23 protein-coding genes are annotated in these 23,009 nt (G+C 55.1%); 10 read left to right on the forward strand and 13 right to left on the reverse strand.

Annotated elements, in window-relative coordinates; translation table 11 throughout:
* Nucleotides 1-8: 8 nt before the first annotated feature.
* A complete protein-coding gene (locus AC0L7R_RS09180) occupies nt 9-566 on the reverse strand; it encodes a YSC84-related protein (RefSeq protein WP_473656557.1) in 558 nt (185 codons plus the stop codon).
* Nucleotides 567-750: 184 nt separating this feature from the next.
* A complete protein-coding gene (gene hemB / locus AC0L7R_RS09185; protein ID WP_473656558.1) occupies nt 751-1,749 on the reverse strand; it encodes a porphobilinogen synthase in 999 nt (332 codons plus the stop codon).
* A gap of 123 nt (nt 1,750-1,872) precedes the next feature.
* Between hemB and AC0L7R_RS09190 the strand changes: the two genes are divergently transcribed.
* Complete coding sequence (locus AC0L7R_RS09190) at nt 1,873-2,394, forward strand: component of SufBCD complex (protein ID WP_247130030.1); 522 nt, start codon at nt 1,873-1,875, stop codon at nt 2,392-2,394.
* Nucleotides 2,395-2,433: 39 nt separating this feature from the next.
* Nucleotides 2,434-5,886, forward strand: a complete 3,453-nt coding sequence (mfd, locus tag AC0L7R_RS09195) for a transcription-repair coupling factor (protein ID WP_473656559.1) — start codon at nt 2,434-2,436, stop codon at nt 5,884-5,886.
* On the opposite strand, the gene AC0L7R_RS09200 is transcribed toward mfd, so the two are convergent.
* The 3 genes from AC0L7R_RS09200 to AC0L7R_RS09210 are packed head-to-tail and all read right to left on the reverse strand — an operon-like array spanning nt 5,883 to nt 9,291.
* Complete coding sequence (locus tag AC0L7R_RS09200) at nt 5,883-7,091, reverse strand: MFS transporter (protein ID WP_473656560.1); 1,209 nt, start codon at nt 7,089-7,091, stop codon at nt 5,883-5,885. The genes mfd and AC0L7R_RS09200 overlap by 4 nt on opposite strands.
* Before the next feature lie 51 nt (nt 7,092-7,142).
* Nucleotides 7,143-7,787 (reverse strand): DsbA family protein, encoded by a 645-nt coding sequence (locus AC0L7R_RS09205; protein WP_473656562.1) that lies wholly within the window; start codon nt 7,785-7,787, stop codon nt 7,143-7,145.
* Nucleotides 7,774-9,291 carry an AMP-binding protein gene (locus AC0L7R_RS09210; protein WP_473656563.1) on the reverse strand — a complete coding sequence of 506 codons (1,518 nt, stop codon included), beginning with the start codon at nt 9,289-9,291 and terminating at the stop codon, nt 7,774-7,776. The genes AC0L7R_RS09205 and AC0L7R_RS09210 overlap by 14 nt, the downstream gene beginning before the upstream one ends.
* Nucleotides 9,292-9,355: 64 nt before the next feature.
* Here AC0L7R_RS09210 and AC0L7R_RS09215 point away from each other — a divergent pair, with 64 nt between their 5' ends.
* Nucleotides 9,356-9,979 (forward strand): helix-turn-helix domain-containing protein, encoded by a 624-nt coding sequence (locus AC0L7R_RS09215; RefSeq protein ID WP_473656564.1) that lies wholly within the window; start codon nt 9,356-9,358, stop codon nt 9,977-9,979.
* Here the strand turns inward: AC0L7R_RS09215 and AC0L7R_RS09220 are convergent.
* The 3 genes from AC0L7R_RS09220 to AC0L7R_RS09230 form a co-directional block, all read right to left on the reverse strand.
* The gene (locus AC0L7R_RS09220) at nt 9,976-10,320 is read right to left on the reverse strand and encodes a hypothetical protein (protein WP_473656565.1); all 345 of its coding nucleotides are present in this window, start codon (nt 10,318-10,320) and stop codon (nt 9,976-9,978) included. The genes AC0L7R_RS09215 and AC0L7R_RS09220 overlap by 4 nt on opposite strands.
* A 67-nt stretch (nt 10,321-10,387) precedes the next feature.
* Nucleotides 10,388-10,516, reverse strand: a complete 129-nt coding sequence (locus tag AC0L7R_RS09225; protein ID WP_281502263.1) for a hypothetical protein — start codon at nt 10,514-10,516, stop codon at nt 10,388-10,390.
* A gap of 74 nt (nt 10,517-10,590) precedes the next feature.
* Complete coding sequence (locus AC0L7R_RS09230; RefSeq protein WP_473656567.1) at nt 10,591-12,408, reverse strand: ABC transporter substrate-binding protein; 1,818 nt, start codon at nt 12,406-12,408, stop codon at nt 10,591-10,593.
* A 331-nt stretch (nt 12,409-12,739) separates the two neighbouring features.
* On the opposite strand from AC0L7R_RS09230, the gene AC0L7R_RS09235 reads away from it, so the two are divergent.
* On the forward strand, nt 12,740-13,513 hold the full coding sequence (locus tag AC0L7R_RS09235; RefSeq protein ID WP_247130023.1) for a 3-hydroxybutyrate dehydrogenase: 774 nt from the start codon (nt 12,740-12,742) through the stop codon (nt 13,511-13,513).
* A complete protein-coding gene (locus tag AC0L7R_RS09240; protein WP_473656568.1) occupies nt 13,513-14,550 on the forward strand; it encodes a patatin-like phospholipase family protein in 1,038 nt (345 codons plus the stop codon). Before AC0L7R_RS09235 ends, AC0L7R_RS09240 begins: the two co-directional genes overlap by 1 nt.
* On the opposite strand, the gene AC0L7R_RS09245 is transcribed toward AC0L7R_RS09240, so the two are convergent.
* The 5 genes from AC0L7R_RS09245 to AC0L7R_RS09265 all read right to left on the reverse strand — a co-directional run bounded on the left by AC0L7R_RS09245 (nt 14,543) and on the right by AC0L7R_RS09265 (nt 18,596).
* Nucleotides 14,543-15,145: a LysE family transporter gene (locus tag AC0L7R_RS09245; protein WP_473656570.1), complete on the reverse strand. Its 603-nt coding sequence runs from the start codon at nt 15,143-15,145 to the stop codon at nt 14,543-14,545. The two genes, AC0L7R_RS09240 and AC0L7R_RS09245, sit on opposite strands and share 8 nt — an antisense overlap.
* Entirely contained in the window at nt 15,142-15,864 is a 723-nt protein-coding gene (locus tag AC0L7R_RS09250) for a DUF502 domain-containing protein (RefSeq protein ID WP_247130020.1), read from the reverse strand. The genes AC0L7R_RS09245 and AC0L7R_RS09250 overlap by 4 nt, the downstream gene beginning before the upstream one ends.
* A gap of 81 nt (nt 15,865-15,945) precedes the next feature.
* Nucleotides 15,946-16,854, reverse strand: a complete 909-nt coding sequence (locus AC0L7R_RS09255; protein WP_473656571.1) for a pseudouridine-5'-phosphate glycosidase — start codon at nt 16,852-16,854, stop codon at nt 15,946-15,948.
* Nucleotides 16,851-17,744 carry a PfkB family carbohydrate kinase gene (locus tag AC0L7R_RS09260; protein WP_473656573.1) on the reverse strand — a complete coding sequence of 298 codons (894 nt, stop codon included), beginning with the start codon at nt 17,742-17,744 and terminating at the stop codon, nt 16,851-16,853. The genes AC0L7R_RS09255 and AC0L7R_RS09260 overlap by 4 nt, the downstream gene beginning before the upstream one ends.
* Before the next feature lie 42 nt (nt 17,745-17,786).
* Nucleotides 17,787-18,596 carry a DUF4198 domain-containing protein gene (locus AC0L7R_RS09265; protein ID WP_473656574.1) on the reverse strand — a complete coding sequence of 270 codons (810 nt, stop codon included), beginning with the start codon at nt 18,594-18,596 and terminating at the stop codon, nt 17,787-17,789.
* Between AC0L7R_RS09265 and AC0L7R_RS09270 the strand changes: the two genes are divergently transcribed.
* From AC0L7R_RS09270 to tsf, 5 genes are all read left to right on the forward strand, one after another.
* Nucleotides 18,589-19,941 (forward strand): HupE/UreJ family protein, encoded by a 1,353-nt coding sequence (locus AC0L7R_RS09270; protein ID WP_473656575.1) that lies wholly within the window; start codon nt 18,589-18,591, stop codon nt 19,939-19,941. The genes AC0L7R_RS09265 and AC0L7R_RS09270 overlap by 8 nt on opposite strands.
* Before the next feature lie 43 nt (nt 19,942-19,984).
* Nucleotides 19,985-20,389, forward strand: a complete 405-nt coding sequence (locus tag AC0L7R_RS09275) for a hypothetical protein (RefSeq protein WP_473656576.1) — start codon at nt 19,985-19,987, stop codon at nt 20,387-20,389.
* An 8-nt stretch (nt 20,390-20,397) separates the two neighbouring features.
* A complete protein-coding gene (locus tag AC0L7R_RS09280) occupies nt 20,398-21,084 on the forward strand; it encodes an HTTM domain-containing protein (protein WP_473656578.1) in 687 nt (228 codons plus the stop codon).
* Nucleotides 21,085-21,286: 202 nt separating this feature from the next.
* Nucleotides 21,287-22,054, forward strand: a complete 768-nt coding sequence (rpsB, locus tag AC0L7R_RS09285; RefSeq protein WP_247130013.1) for a 30S ribosomal protein S2 — start codon at nt 21,287-21,289, stop codon at nt 22,052-22,054.
* A gap of 77 nt (nt 22,055-22,131) precedes the next feature.
* On the forward strand, nt 22,132-23,004 hold the full coding sequence (gene tsf, locus AC0L7R_RS09290; RefSeq protein WP_247130012.1) for a translation elongation factor Ts: 873 nt from the start codon (nt 22,132-22,134) through the stop codon (nt 23,002-23,004).
* Nucleotides 23,005-23,009: the final 5 nt, after the last annotated feature.

The raw sequence follows: 23,009 nt of genomic DNA on the forward strand, positions 1-23,009 counted from the left end.
GATGCGCCTTACGGGATGATCCGCGTGTATTTGGTGCCTTCAAGCGTTGCACCGATGCGCAAACCTGTTTGGCCAAACACAACAGCAATCACGGGGGACAGCGATGTGGTTGTTTCGGCGCGCAAGGTCTCGCCCTGTGAACTCAGTGCGTATTCAAGATCAGCACCGGCAGCCCAACCCGGGGACTGGCGGAATTCAACAAGCGCTTCTTGCGTCATGAAGAACAACACATGACTGAATTGTTGTGCGCCGATCTGGAGACCCGCAGACCCGGACGTTGAAGAATAATAGTCAACGGTTGATGGGCCGACACGCAATGCACCGCGCCCAAATGATCCGCCAAGACCAAGACCCAGTTCGGTCACAAGGGGCATGATCAATTGACCAGCTGACCGTTGTGCCAGATCACGGGTGCCCGGATAAGTTTCGTACATGAAGGCCAAGGTGCTATCGACGCGCGCGTCAATTGTTGCGGCCCCGTTGGTGCCAATGCCATTGCCGCAGGCCGCCAAGGTTGTTCCTGCCAATGCCGCGAGGCCAAACTGCCGTCTGGAAAAAGTGCTCATATGTCGCCTCAGTTGTTTTTGATGACCCGTTTCTCGGGCCTTGGGCGTTATCTTAAAGGGAAATAGCTGTGCTGTCACCTGTAAGATCAGTCATCGGTGCGTTTGGTCCGTGTTGGATTTGGGATCTTGTAGATCCCAAGCCTTCGGCGAGGATATTTGGAGCCAAAAGAAGCAGGGACGCGGTCTAGCCGTTGAGAAGACGTGCGATTTGCGGCGCAAAGTAGGTGAGAACCCCGTCGCAGCCCGCGCGTTTGAACGCCATCATAGATTCCATCATGACTTTGTCGCCATCAACCCAGCCGTTTTGTGCGCCCGCTTGGATCATCGCGTATTCGCCAGAGACTTGGTAGGCGAAGGTCGGCACGCCAAATTCGGTTTTCACGCGACGACAGATGTCCAGATAGGGCATGCCCGGTTTGACCATGATCATGTCTGCGCCTTCTTGCAGGTCGCGTTGGACAAGCCGCATCGCTTCATCGCTGTTGGCCGGATTCATTTGGTAAGTGTTCTTATCGCCTTTGAGGGCTGCGGATGCGCCCACCGCATCGCGGAATGGGCCATAGAAAGCGGAGGCGTATTTGGCGGTGTAAGACAGGATTGTAACGTCCTGATGTCCCTCAGTTTCGAGTGCTTTTCGGATCGCGCCGATGCGTCCGTCCATCATGTCTGACGGCCCAAGGATATCAGCCCCCGCATCGGCCTGCGCCAGTGCCATTTTAACCAAGGCATCGACCGTGCGGTCGTTCACGATGACGCCGTCTTCGACAAACCCGTCGTGGCCGTTGATATTGTACGGATCAAGGGCGATGTCAGTCATCACGGCGATCTCGGGGGCTACGTCTTTGATCGCGCGGATCGCTTGGTTGGTCAGGTTATCGGGCGACCATGCCTCTGCGCAATCCTCTGTCCGGCTTTCCATGCCTGTGTAAGGGAACAGACAAATCGCGGGAATACCGAGGTCCTGCGCTTCTTTCGCCGCTTTCGCCACACGGTCAACCGTCCGCCGCACAACACCCGGCATGGATGCCACAGGCGTTTCATCATCCGTGCCTGCCATCACAAACACAGGCCAGATCAGATCATCCACCGTCAACGTATTTTCGCGCATCATGGCCCGCAAAGCAGGGGTTTGGCGCATCCGGCGCAGACGTGCGGCGGGAAATGGAGGTACAACTGGTGTCATGATCGGGCCTTTCTGGTCACAGGTTCTTGGATACATCAAATTCGGCCCTTCACAAGTCTGGGCATCCATGAATGCGCCCGCTAGTGTCGCCAAAAATAACACCTGCGCACGAGGCTGCCACCCGTGAATTGGACTGAAGCCCTTTTCGACGTCATTGATATGCGATCATTCTCCAATCTCTGGTATTGGATCGGAATTGCTGTGCTTTGGTCATCCATGAGCCATTGGGTTCTGGGCGTGCCGTTTGACCTGATCCAACGTGCGCGGAAACGTGGCGGAGAGGCCGAGCAAGACCTCATTGATATCGTCCGTGTGAATGTGAACCGCTTATTGGGCATCGCGCGGTTTTCAGGCCCTTGGCTTTTGATGTTCGTCAGTTTTGCGAACACTGTTTTGTTTGTGCTGGCTTTTTTCTACTGGATCGAATTTGCCCAAGCGCTGCTTTTCATTGTTTTCCCGTTAAGCATCGTGGGGGCTGTCAGCCTGTCGAGCGCCCAGAACATCGAAACCAATGCGACAGACGCACAGTCGCTTTATAAGATGCTGCTGCGTCACAGGCTGTGGACACAGATCATCGGGATGGTGTCGATTTTTGTCACCTCGATGTACGGGATGTACCATAACTTGACGGTTCCGTTCTGGTAGGCAGTTGACAAGCCCTTCACGCGGGGTAGGTCAGTCGTCATGTCAAAGTCTCATCACATCACGATCGCTGGCGCACCCGAAGGGTTCGACGCCCAGCTGATCTTGCAGGAAATCTCTAAGTCCGACGGTCCCGTTGTGCATATTGCGCGCGACGACAAGCGGTTGGCTGCGATGGAAGCGGCCCTGCGGTTCTTTGCGCCCGATATGCCCGTTTTTACGTTCCCGGCATGGGACTGTTTGCCGTATGATCGCGTTTCTCCTAATGCGGATATTTCGGCGGCACGCATGGCCACACTGGCCGCACTGTCACACGGTATGCCTGCCAAATACGTTCTGTTGACGTCCTTGAACGCGGCGGCCCAGCGAGTGCCACCACGATCTTTGCTGCGTGAGGCGGCCTTCAAGGCGACGGTCGGCGACCGGATTGATGAAAAAGGTCTGCGAGCGTTTTTGGTCCGCATGGGCTTTACCCAAGCCCCCACGGTGATGGAGGCGGGCGATTACGCAGTGCGCGGCGGCATCATTGATATTTTCCCACCAGGTCAGTCAGGACCGATCCGTTTGGATATGTTCGGCGACGTGCTGGATGGGGCGCGGCGGTTTGATCCGGCGTCGCAACGGACCACCGAAAAGCTGAAAGAGATCGAACTGGCGCCAGTGTCCGAAGTGATCCTTGATGACGCGGCGATCACGCGGTTCCGGCAGAATTACCGGATTGAATTTGGGGCCGCAGGGACCGATGATCCGCTTTATGAAGCCGTTAGTGCGGGCCGCAAACATGCGGGGATCGAGCATTGGTTAGGCTTCTTCAACGACGATCTTGAGACGATTTTTGACTACACTGGGTCCGCGTCGATTACATTGGATGATCAACTGACGCCGTCGCGGATCGCGCGGTGGGACAGCATCGTGGATCAATACGAAACACGGATGCATGCCCTGTCGCAAAAGGGCCGCGTGGACACGGTTTATAAACCGGCACCGCCTGCGCTTTTGTATTTGGATGATGCCGCTTGGTCTGCTGGCGTTGCTGACAAACGTGTCGTCCAGTTCGCACCATTGCCGCAAGCCACAGGTATGGGTGTCGTTGATGCTGGCGGTCGTATTGGTCGTAATTTCGCGCCAGAACGACAAAGCGAAACGATTAACCTTTTCAGTGCGCTGGCGGATCACATTAAGGCCAAGATGGCGGATGGTCCGGTTGTCATTGCCAGCTATTCGGAAGGTGCGCGGGAACGCCTGACAGGGCTGATCGAAGACGAAGGCATCGGCGAAGTCATTCCCGTCAGCGATCATAGTCGTGTCGGTAAGTCCGGCGTGCATTTGGCGGTTTGGCCGCTCGATCACGGATTTTCTGCGCCCGGAATGACGGTGATTTCCGAGCAGGACGTACTGGGCGATCGGTTGATCCGAACGACGAAACGCAAACGCCGTGCCGAGAATTTCCTTTCAGAAGCCAACAGTCTAAACATCGGCGATCTGGTGGTGCATGTGGACCACGGGGTTGGTCGGTTCAAAGGCATGGAGGTCATCACGGCGGCCGGTGCCGCCCACGAATGCCTGCTGATCGAATATGCAGAGAGTTCAAAGCTTTATCTGCCTGTCGAGAATATCGAACTGCTGTCGAAATACGGGCATGACGAAGGTCTGCTTGATAAGCTTGGCGGCGGTGCATGGCAGGCGAAAAAGGCGCGTCTCAAGGAACGTATCCGTCAGATCGCCGAACGTCTGATCCGTGTCGCGGCGGAACGCGAATTGCGAACGGCACCATCGCTTGATCCGCCAGAAACACTTTGGGATCAGTTCCTTGCGCGCTTTCCTTACGCTGAAACGGACGATCAATTGTCGGCCATTGAAGATGTTTTAGACGACCTCGCGTCTGGCCGTCCGATGGATCGGTTGATCTGCGGCGATGTTGGTTTCGGGAAAACCGAAGTCGCGATCCGTGCTGCTTTTGTCGCTGCGATGTGCGGCGTCCAAGTTGCGATTATTGCACCGACGACACTGCTCGCGCGGCAGCACTACCAAAGCTTCGCGGAACGGTTCCGTGGTTTCCCGATCAACGTGGCCCCGTTGTCGCGATTTGTATCTGCAGGCGATGCGACGAAGACGCGTGACGGGATTACCAAGGGCACTGTTGATATTGTCGTTGGCACACATGCGCTTTTGGCCAAATCCATCCGGTTCAAGAACCTTGGTTTGTTGGTGATCGATGAAGAGCAAAAGTTCGGTGTGCAGCACAAAGAACGGTTGAAACAGTTGCGGACGGATGTCCACGTTTTGACATTAACTGCGACGCCTATCCCGCGGACATTGCAGCTTTCTTTGTCCGGTGTGCGCGATCTTTCGATCATTGGTACGCCGCCCATCGACCGGCTTGCCATCCGCACTTATGTTTCCGAATTTGATACGATCACGATCCGCGAAGCGCTGCTACGTGAACATTACCGTGGCGGTCAGTCGTTCATGGTTGTGCCGCGCATTAGCGACATGGCCGAGATGGAAGATTTCCTGAAACGCGAAGTGCCCGAAGTCAGCTTTATCGCTGCCACCGGACAGATGGCGGCAGGTGAGCTCGATGATCGGATGAACGCGTTTTACGACGGCAAATATGATGTGCTGTTGGCAACGACGATTGTGGAATCCGGTCTCGATATTCCAACGGCCAACACGATGATCGTGTGGCGGGCCGATATGTTTGGTCTGTCGCAGCTTTACCAAATTCGCGGGCGTGTTGGACGATCCAAAACCCGCGCTTATGCCTATCTGACGACGAAACCCCGCCAGAAACTGACCGATACAGCGCAAAAGCGTCTGCGCGTGCTAGGGTCGCTCGATAGCCTTGGGGCAGGGTTCACGCTTGCGTCGCAAGATCTTGATATTCGTGGTGCGGGTAACCTTTTGGGCGAAGAACAATCCGGTCAGATGCGTGAGGTTGGGTATGAACTGTATCAACAGATGCTCGAGGATCAGATCAGCGCGATCAAATCCGGTGCCGCTGAAGGGATCATTGACGACGGCGAATGGTCGCCGCAGATCAACCTTGGTGTGCCTGTTCTGATACCGGATGCTTACGTGCCTGATCTGGACGTTCGTTTAGGGCTGTATCGGCGTTTGTCTGAGCTGACGACGAAGGTTGAACTAGAAGGTTTCGCCGCCGAGTTGATCGACCGGTTCGGGAAACTGCCGAAAGAGGTCAACACGCTGATGCTGGTCGTGCGGATCAAGGCGATGTGTAAGAAAGCCGGTATCGGCAAATTGGACGCTGGTCCAAAGGGTGCCACGATCCAGTTCCACAACGATAAATTCGCATCACCTGAGGGGCTGGTTGCCTTTATCCACGACCAAAAGGGGCTGGCGAAGGTTAAAGACAACAAGATCGTTGTGCGACGCGATTGGACCAAGGACCGTGACAAGATCCAAGGCGCATTCAATATTGCACGCGATCTGGCCCAAAAATTGGCAGACGAACGTAAGAAACAGAAGGCCTAGGTTTCACCGGGCCGTTTGATGAGCGTGGTGAGCCATAGTGCAGCGCTCGCCATCACGAGCGTTGCGATGCCCATCGGCAGCGGCGTTCCGTCGTATAACAGTGCCGTAGGTGCGGCCAGCATGACTGCGCCAACGGTGGAAAACGCGGCGATAACGGAGGCGGCAAGGCCCGCGATGTGGCCCATTTCTTCCATTGCCAAGGCATTCAGATTGCCGATGGTTAGGCCGACTTGGAAAAAGTTGCCGATAACCCAGATCAGATAGGTCCCGAAGGCGATCCAATATAGCGCGTCAACTGTCGCCGTTGCGACCATGACGAGGGTCAAACCGATCTGTGCAATGAACATGCCCTTGACCATTGCACGCATCCCTAACGCGCCAACTAGACGCGCGTTCAGCAGTGATCCAGTTGCGGCCAACACGGCAATCGCTGCAAACCACAGATGAAAATGTTCGCCTTGCCCGAAGGTTTCATCAAACACCTGTTGGGTGGTCGAAAGGACCGTGAACAACATCCCGAAGGTCAACGTTTGTACGAAGATGGACAAGCGAGCGGTGCGATGGGCGAACATCTGTTTTGTAGCGGCAAGCATCGATTCCAACCGGACAGGGCGACGGTTCTTGGGATCAAGCGACTCGGGCTGTCTAAGATAGAGCCAGAGCGCTGGCACGGCCGCAAAGATGCCGAAAGCGATAAAGATGCTGCGCCAGCCTGCACCAAGAATGATGTAATGCCCAATCGTTGGTGCCAATGCAGGGGCGAGCGAAAACACCACCATGATGAACGACATGATCCGTGCCATGTCGCGGCCGTCATATAGATCGCGGGTCATTGCCACAGCGGCGACCCGTGGACCTGCGGCCCCAAGTCCCATGATGACACGGCCTAACAGAACGAATTCTAACGTGTTGGAAAGCCACGCAATTGTGGTGCCAATGATGAACAGAAAAACGCCACCGATGACGACTTTGCGGCGGCCGATTGAATCCGACAAGGGACCCGTAAAGAACGTGCCAAGACCTAATCCAAGAACAAAGCTCGTGATGATCAGCTGTACCTGATTGGGGTTTTCGGGCGACAGGTCTTCTGCGATTTCGGGCAATGCAGGCAACATCGCATCAATCGAAAACGCGGTCGTGGCCAAGGTCATTGCCATCAGCCCGATAAATTCGGGCTGCGACAATCTAATTTTAGGAGCAACCATTTAGCGGACTTTCTTCATGTAATTTGCCGTGTCTTTGCAGCGATCCGTGAGCTATTCGGCCACGTCGAGTTGGCTTTGAATGTCTTTGATGACTTGGACCCAGGTTTCAGGCGGCTGTGCGCCGGGGACTGCATGTTGATTGGCCACAATAAACGTAGGCACCGAATTCACGCCCATCTCACGTGAATGCGCATCGCGTTTGCGGATATCGTCGATGTCGTTGTCTGTTTTCAGCAGTTTGGTGACAAGTGCGGCGTCCATTTCTGCGGTGTCCGCGATGTCTGCGAGAACTTCATGATCGCCGATGTCGCGGCCTTCGATGAAGTAGGCTTTGAACAACAGATCCACCACAAAGCTTTGACGTTGCTCGATGCCCGCCCAATGGATCAGACGATGTGCGTCGATAGTATTGGGCGTCTTTTTCATCGCCTCAAAATTGATCCCCAAGCCGATCTTTTCCGACATTTCCACGATTGGGGCGTAGGCGCGCACGGCACCTTCTTTGCCGCCGAACTTGCGTTCAAGATATTCACGCCGGTCCATTCCGCCTGCGGGCATGTCGGGGTTCAGCTGGAACGGGTGCCATTCGATCACAAAGGGGTGGTCGGGGAAATCCAATAGGGCTTTGTCCAGATTGGCCTTACCGATGTAGCACCACGGGCAGATCGGATCGGAAATGATATCAAGCTTGACCATGTGCGGTCTCCCAGTTTTGCCGCAGCTGGCGGCGGAGTATCTTGTTGTTTGCCCCAAGCGGCAAAGCATCAATTCGGATGAATTGACGTGGCACCTTGTAACGCGCGAGGTGTTTGGCCGCGAAACCGGCCAGTTGTGCATCATCTATCACGTCTGCGCTGACATAAAAGGCCGTGATGATACTTGTGTCCGTTGACACACGAATTTCGCAGGCCGCGATGTCTTCGATATCGGGATGGGTGGCCAGCGCGTTTTCGACTTCGATCGGGCTGACACGGTAGCCACCGGCATTCATCATGTCATCGTCACGTCCGGCGTAGTGGATCGCGCCGTCAGGGCCTTTGCAGCCGATGTCGCCAGTCAGGAACCAGTCGCCGTCAAATCGCGCGGCGGTTTCAGTTTTTGCGTTGTAATATCCCAGCATAAGGCCGGGGTCGTCTTTGTGGACGGCAATGGTTCCGTTTTGGCCTTCAGCCACTGGCCTTCCATCTTTGAGCAACGCGATGGATCGGCCTTTTTGCGGCCAGCCAAGTGCATTTGTCTGCGCACCGGGATGGGCTGAAATGAAGGTTGAACATTCAGACATGCCGTAGGCTTCGAAAATCGGTGTTCCGGTTGCGGTCTGCCATGCCTTTGCGGTGGTGTTGGGTAACTTTTCACCTGCTGATAGTCCGTGGCGCAGGGACGGTAGTTTCGGGATGTCTGACCTGAGAAGCCTGCGGTAAACCCCCGGTGCAGCTGCAAAAATCGTCGCATTGTGCTTGGCTAAAAGTGCGGGCAATTGATCCGCTGGTGTCCCGTCCTTTGGGATCAATGCGGTCGCCCCAATTGCCCATGGATCCATCAGGCCGGTGCCCAGTGTATAGGTCCAATTGAACGCGCCTGCGTGCAGCATCACGTCATCGGATCGCAAACCATACCAGCCGTCCCACATCATACGCCGCGCCCAAATCGCGCGGTGTGCATGAACCACGGGGCGTGGTTTACCAGACGTGCCAGAGGTGTAAATGATATAGGCCGGACGGTTCGGATCACCCATGTGTGGATCGGCAGGCGCAAGGCTGCTAAACCCCACTAGCGCGCTTTGTTCCAGCGTTTTCCATGCGCCGTCTGGTCGGCTGATACTTTCATCGGCTACCACAAGGACCGGCTGGGTTTCATGCGCTATGGCCGTGATTTCGGGCGTAGTCAGCTGAGTTGAAGTAGGAATAGGAACCGCACCAAGCAAGATCGTGGCGAGGTAGACAATCGGAAAATATGGCGTATTGCCCAATCGCATCAAAACATGATCACCTGTCTGCACGCCGTGTGCGGCCAACCCCGTTGCCGTTGTGCGTACCGCCGTGGCGATGTCGTGAAAAGTCCACGCGTCAGCGGATGCCGCATCAATCACTTTCAATGCAATCTTTGTCGGCGTTTCACCCGCTTTCCCAAGAACATAGCTTGCCATGTTAAAGTGATCGGGAACGGTGCCAATTGCTGCGTGATAAGGGTGTTGATCCATAGGAATTTGCTATCCACTGCGGTGCTGCATTGCAAGCCTATGCGCGTTTCGGATACAAGGACGTATGACTGACCTTGATCCCAAAAGCCTTATCCAAATTGCCCGTGAAAACGGAGCGAACGACGAAGGGCAGCCGCTTGATCTAGGGGCGCGGGTGCGTGAACTGCGCAAGGCTCGCGACTGGACGTTGGAACAAGCGGCGAACCAAGCAGGATTGGCACGATCTACATTGTCGAAGATCGAGAACGGTCAGATGTCGCCGACCTACGAGGCTTTGAAAAAACTGGCCGTGGGTCTTGAGATTTCCGTGCCGCAATTGTTCACGCCGCCGTCTAAGGGGCAAGTGAACGGACGCATGGCGCTGACCAAATCTGGCGAAGGAACGCATCAGATCACTACGACCTATGAGCATGATCTGCTGGCTGAAACCTTAACCCAAAAGGCAATGCTGCCGTATCGCGCCCAAATCCGCGCGCGCAGTATGGATGAATTTGACGGATGGGTGCGTCACGACGGGGAAGAATTCCTGTATGTTCTGACGGGTGCGATCAAGCTCTACACCGAATTCTACGAACCGGTAGAGATGAAACGTGGTGACAGCGCCTATTATGACGCTGCCATGGGACACAACGTGGTGTCCGTAAGTGTAGAGGATGCCACCATCCTCTGGGTGACATCGCTGTCTTAATTGCGGCCCATTGGTGTATCCGCCACATTGTCATCACCGAATTTCGCATCGTCTGAATAGACGTCTTCACCATCAGACACGTCGGCATTGGTGCTGAGAATACGTGCGTTATCACGGGTTTCGTCCATGACCGCGTCTGCCGGTTCAGCACCCATCATCCATTCTTTCAGCATGTCGCGCGCAACAACTGTGTCGGCCTGTTCTACCGCGCCGATGTGCTTCACCACTTCGGGCATACGTCCGTCTGTGGCCAGCAGCGTGTTTTCGTTCAGATCAGGCCAGCGCGTCAGCAGGCGGGGTACATAGGCGGTCCAGTTGGTTTCAATCGTTGTCCACTGCATGGGAAACTCCTTTTGCGTTTGGAAGCGTAACCACCGGACGCAGAATTCGTTCCGCCATGGCGTGGACTTACAGGACGAGGTCGGCTGCGCCCAATGCGACTTGGCCTGCGCCGACAGCAACGTTGCCGACGGTGCGGACTGGGGTACAGGCGGCCAGTGCGGCGCCGATAACTGCAATCAAAACGAGCTTTTTCATGTTCTATCCTTCGTAAACAAAGCCCGGCAACAAACGCTGCCGGGCCCTAAAATCGTGATCAAAACGTTGATCGTTTATTCGTCATACCACCAAACGTCAGGCTGCCAACCGGGCCAATCGCCGAAGATCGGCAAGTTTTCAGGGTAATGCAGTTCTTTGGCATGAGCGATACGGCTGATATTCCACTGATAGATCGGGATTACATAGCGGCCAGCGGTCAGAACGCGGTCCAGTGCCTTCACAGCCGCGACAAAGTCGTCTTGGCTTTCCGATGTCAGCAAACGCCCAATCATCGCATCCACCGCTTCGGAACTCACTCCCATCAGGTTGCGACCACCGACAGTGTCCACGGAATCCATTCCGTAGTAGCTGTACTGTTCGTTGCCCGGCGACAAGGACACTCCGCGACGGTAGTACGTCATGTCGAAATCAAAGGCGTCAGTGCGTTCTTTGAACTGGGCACTGTCAGCCGTGGCCAATGTTGGCGTGATACCAACCCGCGATAGGGCTTCGACATACATGTCGATGATCGCTTGCGGTTCAGTAGCACCCACCTGCAAAAGGATTTCAAACGTGAAGTCGTTCCCGTCCGCATCCTTCAAGGCACCGTCTTGCACGGTCCAGCCAGCAGCTTCGAACTGTGCGAGTGCGGCACCAATGTTTGCGCGGTTCCGTTCGGATCCGTCAGAGGCGGGCAGGGTGTAGCCTTCCAATGTGCCAGGTGTCAGATCATCCGCGAATGGTGCGAGGAATTCAGCGACGCGCCCCGTTGCCGGACCTTCGTCCATCGCGAGTGGCGAATTGGACCAGTAGGACGTGATCCGTGGCTGTGCTGAGCCGGTCATTGATTCATTGATGAATTCAAAGTTGAACGCATGGATCAACGCATCACGCACCCGCCAGTCTTTGAACTGATCGCGGCGTGTGTTCATCACAAAGCCGGTCATGCCTGACGGGCGTTCATGTGGCAGGACCGATTTCACAACGTCACCGGATTCGATGGACGGGAAGTTGTATGTCGTATCCCAACGCGCAACGTTGAATTCGCGGTTTGTGTTCACTTCGCCGACTTTGAAGGCCTCGAAAGCGGCTGTTTCATCGCCAAAGAATTCAAGACGGACTTCGTCGATATTGTGGACACCGTTCATAAACGGAACGACGTCGCGGCCCCAGTAATCGGGATTCCGCTTCAACGAGATAAAACGACCCGCATCAAAATCGTCGATCACGTAAGGACCGGATGTGATCGGCAGGATGTCGACACCGGATTCGGCGAAATCAACGCCTTCCCACTGGGCTTTTTGCAGAATCGGGCGCAGGCCTGCGAGCAGTGCCAATTCACGGTCTTCGGTGTTGAACGTGAACTTCACGGACCGTTCGCCCGTTTGTTCAAGCGTGTCGATCTTGCCGTAGAACCCGTGATAGCGCGGGTGGCCAACGGTCCCGAGAGTTTCAAAAGACCAGATCACATCTTCGACGGTCACGGGGCTGCCGTCAGAGAATTTGGCTTCCGGACGCAGCACAAATTCAACCCATTCGCGATTCGGTCCGGTTTCGATCGTTTCGGCCAGAACGCCGTAAAGGGAGAATGGTTCGTCCAAAGAACGGCCCATCAGGCTTTCACCGATCAAGTAACGCATCTGCCAATGAACAGAGCCTTTCAGGATGTACGGGTTAAGGCTGTCGAAGCTACCGACGTTGGCCGTGACGATTTTGCCGCCAGTCGGCGCGTCAGGGTTTGCGTAGGGCAGAGACACGAAATCTGGTGGAAGTGCAGGTTCACCATACATAGCGATGCCATGCTGCGGTTCGGCATGGCCGATTCCCGCAGTCAGAATCAGTGCCGTTGCGGCGCCGATCTTGGAAAGTGGCTTGAAAAACTCTGTTATCATTTTGGTGACAATCCCCCTGGTCCCAATGTGTGTTGATCCTCAGCGTAAACAGGGTTGTCAGGGTTTTCAAACTTTTAGCTTGGACTCGTGCAAGTCATTGCTTATAAAGAAGTCACTGCTCGATAGGTTTCTTGCCTGTATGAAACCTGCCTCAATGACTTACGCCCGCCTTGTGCGGGCGTTTTTTTTGGCTGGGTGGTATTTGAATTTTCACATTCCCGTCATGCGCCCATTGATTGACCGATGGGTACGGAACGTTTGGTGTCTTTCGCAGTTGCAGCATGTATAAGCAACACCAAAGATACCCATTGTTTCGTATTCAGGAGCTCCCATGTCCCTTCAAGGTAAGACAGCCGTCATCACAGGTTCAAATTCAGGCATCGGCCTTGGCGTCGCGCGCGAATTGGCAAAGCAGGGGGCGAATGTTGTTTTGAATTCATTTACTGACCGTGACGAAGATCATGCGCTTGCCGCCGAGATCGCCACGAATTTTGGCGTTGAGGCGAAATACGTTGCCGCCGATATGTCCAAAGGCGATGACTGCCGCAGGTTGATCGTCGAATCAGGTGGCTGCGATATCCTGATCAACAATGCTGGTATTCAGCACGTGGCTCCGATTGAAGAATTTCCCGCAGCTAAGTGGGACGCGATCATTGCGATCAACATGTCCTCTGCGTTTCATACCACTGCCGCTGCTCTGACAGGTATGCGCGAAAAAGGCTGGGGGCGGGTGATCAACATTGCGTCCGCGCACGGTTTGACAGCGTCCCCTTATAAATCCGCTTATGTCGCAGCGAAGCACGGGATCGTTGGCATGACCAAAGTGGTGGCCCTTGAGACCGCACAGGAACCGATTACCGCCAATGCCATCTGTCCTGGCTACGTGCTGACGCCGCTGGTGGATGCGCAAATTCCTGAGACGATGAAGGAATACGGCATGGACCGCGAAACCGTCATCAAAGAGGTTCTGTTGGAACGTCAGCCGTCCAAGGAATTTGCAACCACTGAACAGCTGGGCGGCACTGCCGCGTTTTTGTGTTCGGATGCAGCGGCGCAGATCACCGGCACAACGATTAGCGTCGATGGCGGCTGGACGGCGCTGTAATGGCACCGAAGAAAATCAATCTGGCCCTGCAAGGTGGCGGGGCCCATGGGGCGTTCACGTGGGGTGTGCTTGATGTCATCCTACAAGACGAAGACATCGAAATTGCAGGCATTTCTGGTACGTCTGCGGGGGCGTTGAATGCTGCCGCCCTTAAGGCCGGTATGGTCGCGGGGGGACGCCAAGGTGCCCGCGACAACCTTCGTTGGTTCTGGGAACAGGTCGGTGCGGTCACGGACGACCGCTGGACCGGTTGGATCAGCGGATTGACACCGAATGCTGCGGCTATGGCCAAGGTGCTGGAGATGTCACCTGCGTATCAAGCCTTTGATCTGACGACAAAACTGATGTCTCCGTACCTGTATGGGCCTGCACTGCAGAACCCGTTGGAAAAGATCGTCCGCGATTTCCATTTCGACGAGGTGTGCAATCCCGAAGGGCCGGAAATCAACATCTGCGCCACCAACGTGCGTACAGGGAAGATCCGCGTGTTCACGGGGGAAGATGTGTCGCCCGAGGCGCTTATGGCATCGGCTTGTCTGCCAAGTCTGTTCCAAGCTGTCGAATTTGTTGACCCCGCTACGGGCAAAATGGAAGCCTATTGGGACGGTGGTTATACCGGAAACCCTGCGCTTTTTCCTTTGTTTGAACCGCATTTGCCCGACGACGTCTTGGTCATCAATATCAACCCGCTGTGTCGTCATGAGCTGCCGATGAATTCCCAGGCCATTCATAACCGGATCAACGAAATCAGCTTTAACACGTCATTGTTGCGCGAACTGCGGGCGATTGCGTTTGTAAAGCGACTGTTGGTTGATCACAAACTGCCTGAAGGCAGCATGAAAAACGTGCTCGTTCACATGATCGCGGACGATGAATTGATGAACGAATTGAACGTGGCGACGAAGACGATTCCGACTCCGGTTATTCTAGCACGCTTGTTTGAAGCCGGGGAGGCGGCGGCGACGGTCTTCTTGGAAAATCACAAGGCTGATCTGAACAAACGCAGCACCGTCGATCTGGAAGAAATGTTCAGCTAAACAATAGCTTGAACGCCAAAGCCCACATGACGATGCCGATAAGGACGTCCAAGACCCGCCATGCTTTCGCGGATCGCATGAGCGGTGCCAGCAGGCGCGCGCCGTAGGCGAGGCTGAAGAAGAACACGAAGGACGATGTGACCGCACCGATACCGAAGCCAAGCTTTTCGGTGCCTTGGAACTGCGTTGAAATCGCGCCGATAAGCCCGAGCGTGTCGAGGTAGACATGCGGGTTCAACCATGTGAAGGCAGCCGCCGTTGCGATGGTCGCGGCCAACGTCCCTGACTGACCCGCAAGCTGCATGTCATAATCACCAATGTAAGCGGCCCAAAACCGCATCAAACCATAACAGAACAAGAACGCAGCACCCGCGTAGGCCATGATCGTCGGAAGCGCTGGCCAAAGGGCTACGATGGCCCCAAACCCCCAGACACCAGCGATAATCAGCGCGGCGTCGGACAGCGCGCAAAACAACGCGAGTGGAAACACATGCGTTTTCAGCAATCCTTGCCGCAGGACAAAGGCGTTTTGTGCGCCGATGGCGAGGATTAATGCAAAACTTGTGGCAAACCCTGTAATGGAGGCTGTGATCATGGTGCTGGCGGCTTTGTTGGATCGGTTGTGTTCGGATAAACGAGACCCGCGGAAATCACCAGCTTCGCTGCGTCTTCGACGGTCATGTCGAGTTCTTTGACATCTCTGCGCGGTAGGAACAGCAAAAAGCCGGATGTCGGGTTCGGCGTCGTTGGCAAGAATACGGTCGCGATGTCGTCGCCATCCGATAGTTTGGTGTGGATTTCACCTTTCGCGTTGGTCGAAATGAACGCAATCGCCCAAATGCCACGGCGCGGGTATTCGATCAGGCAGGCTTTATCAAACGACGTATCTCGTTGGGAAAAAACGGTTTCTGCGATCTGTTTCACACCGTTGTAGATCGAACGCACGACGGGCATCCGTTCGACAAAGCGTTCGCCAAACCGGATCAGCGACCGCCCCATCAACCCTTTGCCGATCCAACCAACAAGGATTGTGAACAGCAGGAAGATAACAACGCCGATCCCGCGCACGTTCACGCTAATCGGGTTTTCCGGATTGCCAAAAAAGCGGTTGATCAGCGCTTCGGGGTGGTAGGCGGTTGGCACAAACGGCCAGACCCAGCCATCGACCCAGCCAACGATGGTCCATATGAAATAGAACGTCAGCCCGATGGGGGCGACGATGATCAAACCGGCCAGAAAATTACCCCGTACACCGGCAAAAAAACCGTGCTTGCGCGGGGGCGGAGGCGTTTGTGGAATTTGATCGTTTTTCATAAGAGGTCCAGTTGCTTATCCATCGATGTAGGGATTTGCAGTGAAAGCCACAAGGCCAGACCGAAGTGATGGACGGGCGGGTTAGGTTTTGCTGAGTGCGACCGCGATTTCTGCGGCGACCCGCGCGTTGTTGCGTACCAGTGCGATGTTTGCAGTTAGCGATCGGCCCTCTGTCAGTTCGAAAATGCGCCCCAACAAGAACGGCGTGACCGCTTTCGCGTTGATGTTTTGCGCGTCAGCTTCGGCGAGCGCCTGTGCGATGACGGGTGCCAAAACCTCTGCTGGGATTTGGGCGTCTTGGGGAATTGGGTTGCAGACAAGCTGTCCTCCAGACAGGCCCATTTCACCGCGCATCGCGTGTGATTTCGCGATATCGCTTGCATTGTCCATGCGCAGTGGTGACGCCAAATCGGATGTGGCGGACCAGAATGCAGGCAGCATGTCTTGCCCAAGCGTGATCACGGGAACACCAAGGGTTTCAAGGACTTCGTAGGTTTTGTTTAAGTCGAGGATCGCTTTCGCACCTGCTGCAACCACAGTGACGGGTGTCAGCGCCAATTCCTGCAAATCGGCAGAGATATCAAAGGTTTCTTCCGCCCCCTTATGGACCCCGCCGATTCCGCCTGTCGCAAAGACCGAAATGCCCGCTTGGGCCGCGCCGATCATCGTGGCGGCAACGGTTGTTGCACCTGTGCCACCTGTTGCGATACAGGCGGCGATATCCGCGCGCGATAGTTTTGCGACGTTTTCGGATTTGCCAAGTGCTTCCAGTTCGTCGTCGGACAGTCCGATGTGCAGAACGCCGTTCATGACTGCAATTGTGGCCGGTACTGCGTTGTTATCGCGCACATCTTGTTCGACTAGCCGTGCTGTTTCCACGTTCTGCGGATACGGCATGCCGTGGGTGATAATCGTGCTTTCAAGCGCCACGATAGGTGTGCCGTTTTCGCGGGCTGTGGCGACTTCGGCGCTATAGCTGATAGGGATCATAGGGGTGTTTCTCCGGATACGTAGGTCGCGGCGGCGTTCAGCGCGCGCGTCAGGGCTGCGGTGCGGTCCATGCCTTGCACTTCGGATGCAATATGGGCCGCCATAAATGTGTCGCCGGCACCGGTCACGCGTGTGACCATGACCGCGGGTGGGGTGGCTTCGATCACGTCGCCAGCGGTGCCTTCGGCTGCAGTTTTACCGCCATCAGTGACCAGCACACGGTGTGCACCACGCGTGCACAAGGCGTGCACTGCGTCGTTTGCGTTTTCAAAGGTCGTTTGGCACAAAAGACCCGCTTCTTCGAGGTTCACGTAAAGCGTCGCTGATGGATGACCGAGCAGGGCAAGAAGGCGGTTGGCTTTGCCCGGTGATGCGGGTGCCACACGTAGATCAGCCTTCGCGAACAGAGGGGATGTCGCGATCTGTTGCAGCAGTTCTTCCGTCAGATTGCCGTCCAGTGCCACGGGTCCGTCGAATGGCGCATTTGGCGTGCCGAGCTGGCCGTCCTCCATGGCGCGCAGGATCTTCGCGCCTGCCGCTTCGAGCGAATGTGCATCGGCGATTGCTGCGATCAGCCCGTTCGCACCCTCAATGGCCATATATACGTCAGTTGGTAAATCGTCGGACCGATACACATAGTCGGTGATCATGCCCATTCGAATGGCTTCGGCGATGAGTTCGTCACCTTCGGCGTCTTTACCGATTGCGGTCAGAAGGGCAGGTGTCAGCCCGAACCGCGACAACGTCATTGCGATGTTCATCGCCACACCGCCGGGTAAACGTGTAATCCGCCCCGGCACATCGCTGCCGACCCGCATATGGCTGGCTGCGCGTCCGATCACGTCCCACAGGACCGATCCAATACAAAGGATATCTGTTTGTTGTGTCATGTCCCGACTTCTGACCTAGGGCAGACGAAAGGACAAGCGCCATCAGGGGGCCATAAACGTCATATTTGCCCACAACGTTTCGTAAGCCGAACCGCTGGCTTCGGCCTGACCAGTTGCAGCGCGTAAAACGACTGCGTCCAGTTGGTAAGCTGTGCCGGACGTCACTGGAACGGTGGCAATACCATCTGCATCGGTCCGCACGAGGCTGACAGTCACCGTGTCATCTGGTGCTTTGGCAAAGACTTCAATTTGTTCATTTGCACGGACGTCTGCGCCGTAAAACAACTGAACTTTGAAACCTTCGGACAAGTCATCGGTGTATGGATTGGTCAGTGCGACCATTTCAGTTTCCAACCCAACCCGTTGATCCGCACCCGTGCTGTCGCCAACGCCGATGAGTGATTTGGAATAGCGCACGTATGTTTCTGTAAAATCTGATTCCGGCAGGCCGCGCGCGTCATGCTCGGGCCGCACATCGCCGAAATCTTTGTGATCGACGAACTTCTGAAACTTTTCCCAGCTTTCGTAGGTGATCGTGGCTGGCGTTGACTGGTAGGCCAACACGTTAAGCCCGTTGCGGCTGGCAGCCATGTTCAGCGCAGGAATATCGCCATTGCGCCCTGTCACTTTGATACCGCTGCCATCGTTGAAGGTGATGAAGTGGCGGAAACGGCGGTCGAGATAGGGCAGGGTTGTCCCTGCAAAGTCTTCGCCGTTTTTGATCTGCGCTTGCAATTGACCATCGCGCTCTACCTGATAGGCAAGTGGCTCTAACCAAAGCTCATGCGCCGATGAAACGGCTGGAGCAACGGTGAGAGACGACAGTGCAAAAACGAGGGCAGAGATGCGCATTTTAAAATCCTTTAACTTGGTCAACAACCTGTGGCATCTGGCCGCCGTGTCAACCATGATTGCGATCTGGCTCGCGTCAGCGTTACCGGCGCGGGCGCATGAAGTTCTGCCTGCCATCGCGGATATGGAGCAGGTTGATGATAGTCTAGAGTTCAATGTTCGCTTGAACGTTGAAAGCTTTATCGCCGGAATCGATCTGACGGAAACCGCAGACACAAATGATGCGCCACAAGCCGCCGACTACGACGCATTGCGGGCGTTGTCCGCCGAAGAATTGGGCGCACGGTTTGAAGCGTTCTGGCCTGAAATGGCGGATCGTGTCACGATTTTGATGGACGGCACAGCGGTTACGCCGGAGTTGTCCGGTTTCACAATCGCCGAAACGGGCGATGTTGAAACGATCCGTGAAACTTACGTTTCTTTCATCGCGCCATTCCCGGATGGGACTGCGCCTGAGACTGTACAGGTCGGTTGGGCCAAAGAGTTTGGCGCGCTTGTGCTGCGTCAGCAAGGCGTGGATGCGCCCTATGACGGTTTCCTCGAAGCTGGTGCTTTGACGGATCCGATTGCATTGGCCGGTGGCAATCAGGCCGGCGGATGGGAAACCTTTGTGAACTACATTCCGGTTGGTTTTGATCACATTGTGCCAAAGGGCTTGGACCACATCCTGTTTGTCCTCGGGTTGTTCTTCTTGTCGACACGGATGCGTCCACTGCTGACACAGGTGACATTGTTCACATTGGCCCACACGATCACACTGGCTGCTGCGGCACTTGGGTACGTTAGGATTTCGGGCGCAATTGTTGAGCCGTTGATTGCAGCGTCCATCGCGTATGTCGCGATTGAAAACATCTTTATGCGTAATCTTAGCCCATGGCGGCCAATCGTAATCTTTGGATTTGGTCTGCTGCACGGTCTGGGCTTTGCGTCTGTTCTGGCCGAATTCGGTTTGCCGGATGGAACGTTTGTCCCCGCATTGATTGGTTTCAACGTCGGCGTCGAAGTCGGCCAGTTGGCTGTGATCGCGATGATGTTCTTGGCTGTTTGGCAGGCGATCCGTATCGACCGTGGTGCCAATGAGGCAAATCAGGGTATGGCTGTCTACGCCGTCCTGATTGCAGCGACGATTGCGTTGTTGGTCTGGTCGCCTTCCGGCATGGCCGAGGTGCTCGAGAACCCGCCATATGTGTTCCTGGCCCCAATGCTGATGATCTTCGTCCTGTGCTTCGGTTCAGTGGTCATGCGTGATCATGTGGATGCGTATCGCCGGATCGTGACGATCCCTGCGTCCGTGTTTATTGCGGTCATCGGTATCTACTGGGTCATCGAACGGGTGTTCCTCTAAGCGCTTAACGGCTTGGTAAATGCGTGGGGTGTAGGCCTATGTCATGGCCCACGTATTGTCCTTGCTGCTTCCCGCGTTGATCCCGTCTTGGCGGTTCTTCAAGACGGTTGAACCGTCACCGCGACTGGAATGGATGATAAATAAGGGGACGTGGCGGGAATACCGGCCGCGTCCTTTTTCCGTTTCGGGGTGGCAGTTTGCCCGACGGTTGATCTGGAACCCGCAGTGGAATGATACGCTTTATATGGTCAGTTTGGCGGAGAGGCTGACGGTTGCGCCGGATGATCAGACACTGAACGAGATTTGGAACCGGTTGGGACGTGATCTGGCGGGGCAGGGTGTGAAGCCTGCGCATCAGGTCCAGTTTCGGCTGGTCTTTGTTAGTCGGGCAGCGCCGGAGGTGACTTATCTCTCCGAAATGATGTTGTTCTCCGAGATAGCGTCATGACGTTTGATGTGGCGTTGCGCCTGACTGAGATCATGATGGCATTGGCTTTCGTCCAGCAGTGCGCCGAACATCTGGCCGTCGGTACGCGCAGTGATCGGTTGTGGTTTGGGGGCCGTGCTGTCGCCTGTGTCGGGTTGCTTTTTAGTATAGCTACGCTGTTTTGTCTGGTGGTGCTTTGTGCTATCAGCCTGCGCAATTTGTCACGTTTTGGCGGGCCATATAATGGCGGCAGCGATAAGATGAGTCTGCTGATTCTGTGGTGTGTCACGGCCGCACATATTTTGCCCGTGCGATTATGGCAGGAAATGGCATTGGCTTATCTCGCGGTGCAGATGGTTCTGTCTTACTTCATTTCCGGACAGATCAAGATCGTTAATCCGGCGTGGCGTCGTGGTCAGGCGCTGGTCGATGTCTTTGCTTTTTCGGCCTATCCGGTCAGTGAACAACTACGCCGTCTTGCGCAGCATAGATCGCTGCTGTTCGTGATGTCTTGGGCGGTGATGTTGTTCGAGGTTCTGTTCCCATTGACCTTGTTAGACAGTACGGCGCTGATCATAGGACTGGGAATTGGTGCCAGTTTTCACCTCGCAAACGCCTGCCTGTTCGGGCTGAACCGATTCTTCTGGATATGGCTCGCCGCATACCCATCCTTGATCTGGTTTCAGGGTCGATTATCAACAATTTTGACGTTCTAGCGCGACGCGGGCTTCTTTTGGCCCTAAATATCCCCGCTGGAGGCATCCGACGCTTGCAATACCCACCAACCACCGCTAATTGACCGCTACGAAATCCCCAGACGGGGCGGGTTGAATGGGGAGAAATCCCAGGCAATCCACCGGTTGATGCACCCGCATTGATACCCCCGTCCTAGGTTAGAAACCGGAAAAGGAATAAGACATGGCTCTTCCTGAGTTCACCATGCGTCAGCTGCTCGAAGCAGGCGTTCACTTTGGCCACCAGACAGCGCGCTGGAACCCAAAGATGGGCCCATACATTTATGGTTCCCGTAACGGCATTCACATCATGGACCTGACACAGACAGTTCCAATGCTTGACCAAGCGTTGAACGTGATCCGTGATACAGTCGCTAAAGGCGGCCGCGTTCTTTTCGTTGGTACAAAGCGTCAGGCTGCTAAGCCAATCGCTGATGCTGCTGAAAAGTCTGCTCAGTTCTACATGAACCACCGTTGGTTGGGCGGCACACTGACAAACTGGCAGACTGTTTCCCAGTCGATCAACCGTCTGAAGTCCATCGACGAAGCATCCGAGAACGGCTTTGCTGGTCTGACCAAGAAAGAACGTCTTGGCATGGAACGTGAGCAGGGCAAACTGCAGGCGTCTTTGGGCGGCATCCGCGAAATGGGCGGTGTTCCTGATCTTCTGTTCGTCATCGACGTGAACAAAGAAGACCTGGCCATCGCAGAAGCACAGAAACTGGGCATCCCTGTTGTAGCTGTTGTTGATACCAACTGTTCCCCAGCTGGCGTTGACTACGTGATCCCAGGCAACGATGACGCGGCACGCGCAATCGCATTGTACACAGACCTCGCAGCACGTGCAGCACTTGACGGTATGTCCGCTCAATTGGGCGCGGCTGGCGTTGATCTTGGCGCAATGGAAGAGTTCGCTGAAGAAGTTGTTGCTGAAGAAGCTGCTGCTGAATAAGCACTGCGTTTCGCAAAATTGTAACCGGGCAGGGGTATCTCCTGTCCGGACCCGAAATTCCATTTAGGAGACACCAGATGGCAATCACTGCTGCAATGGTAAAAGAACTGCGCGACAGCACTGGCGCAGGCATGATGGACGCCAAAAAGGCGCTGACAGAAAACGACGGTGACATGGAAGCGGCTGTTGACTGGCTGCGCACCAAAGGCCTTGCAAAAGCTGCGAAGAAATCCGGCCGTACGGCTGCTGAAGGTCTCGTTGCTGTTGCTGTTTCCGGCAACAAAGGTGTTGCTGTTGAAGTGAACTCTGAAACAGACTTCGTTGGTAAGAACGCTGATTTCCAGAAAATGGTTGGCGGTATCGCGGCTGTTGCACTGGGCGTGAACACAACAGAAGAACTGAAAGCAGCTGACATGAACGGCAAGTCCGTTGAGCAGACTGTGACGGATGCTGTTGCTGTGATCGGCGAAAACATGGGCGTTCGCCGCATGGAAGCGCTGGAAGGCGACAACGTGGTTTCCTACGTCCACAACGCTGCTGCTACAGACATGGGCAACATCGGCGTTCTGGTTGCTATGAAAGGCGACAACGCTGCATTCGGTCGTCAGGTTGCGATGCACATTGCTGCGACGAACCCTGCTGCGCTGGACGAAGCATCCCTCGACACAGCTGTTGTTGAGAAAGAAAAGCAAGTTCAGATGGACATCGCTCGCGAGTCCGGCAAGCCAGAAGCTGTGATCGAAAAAATGATCGTTGGCCGTATGAAGAAATACATGGCTGAAGTGACACTGCTGAACCAACAGTTCGTTGTGAATCCAGATCACACAGTTGCAGAAGCTGCCAAAGAAGCTGGTGTTGAAATCACTGGTTACGTCCGTCTTGAAAAAGGCGAAGGCATCGAAGTTGTTGCTGAAGACTTTGCCGCTGAAGTTGCAAAAATGAACAGCTAAGCTGT

This window comes from Yoonia sp. D2-7 (genome assembly GCF_055809435.1).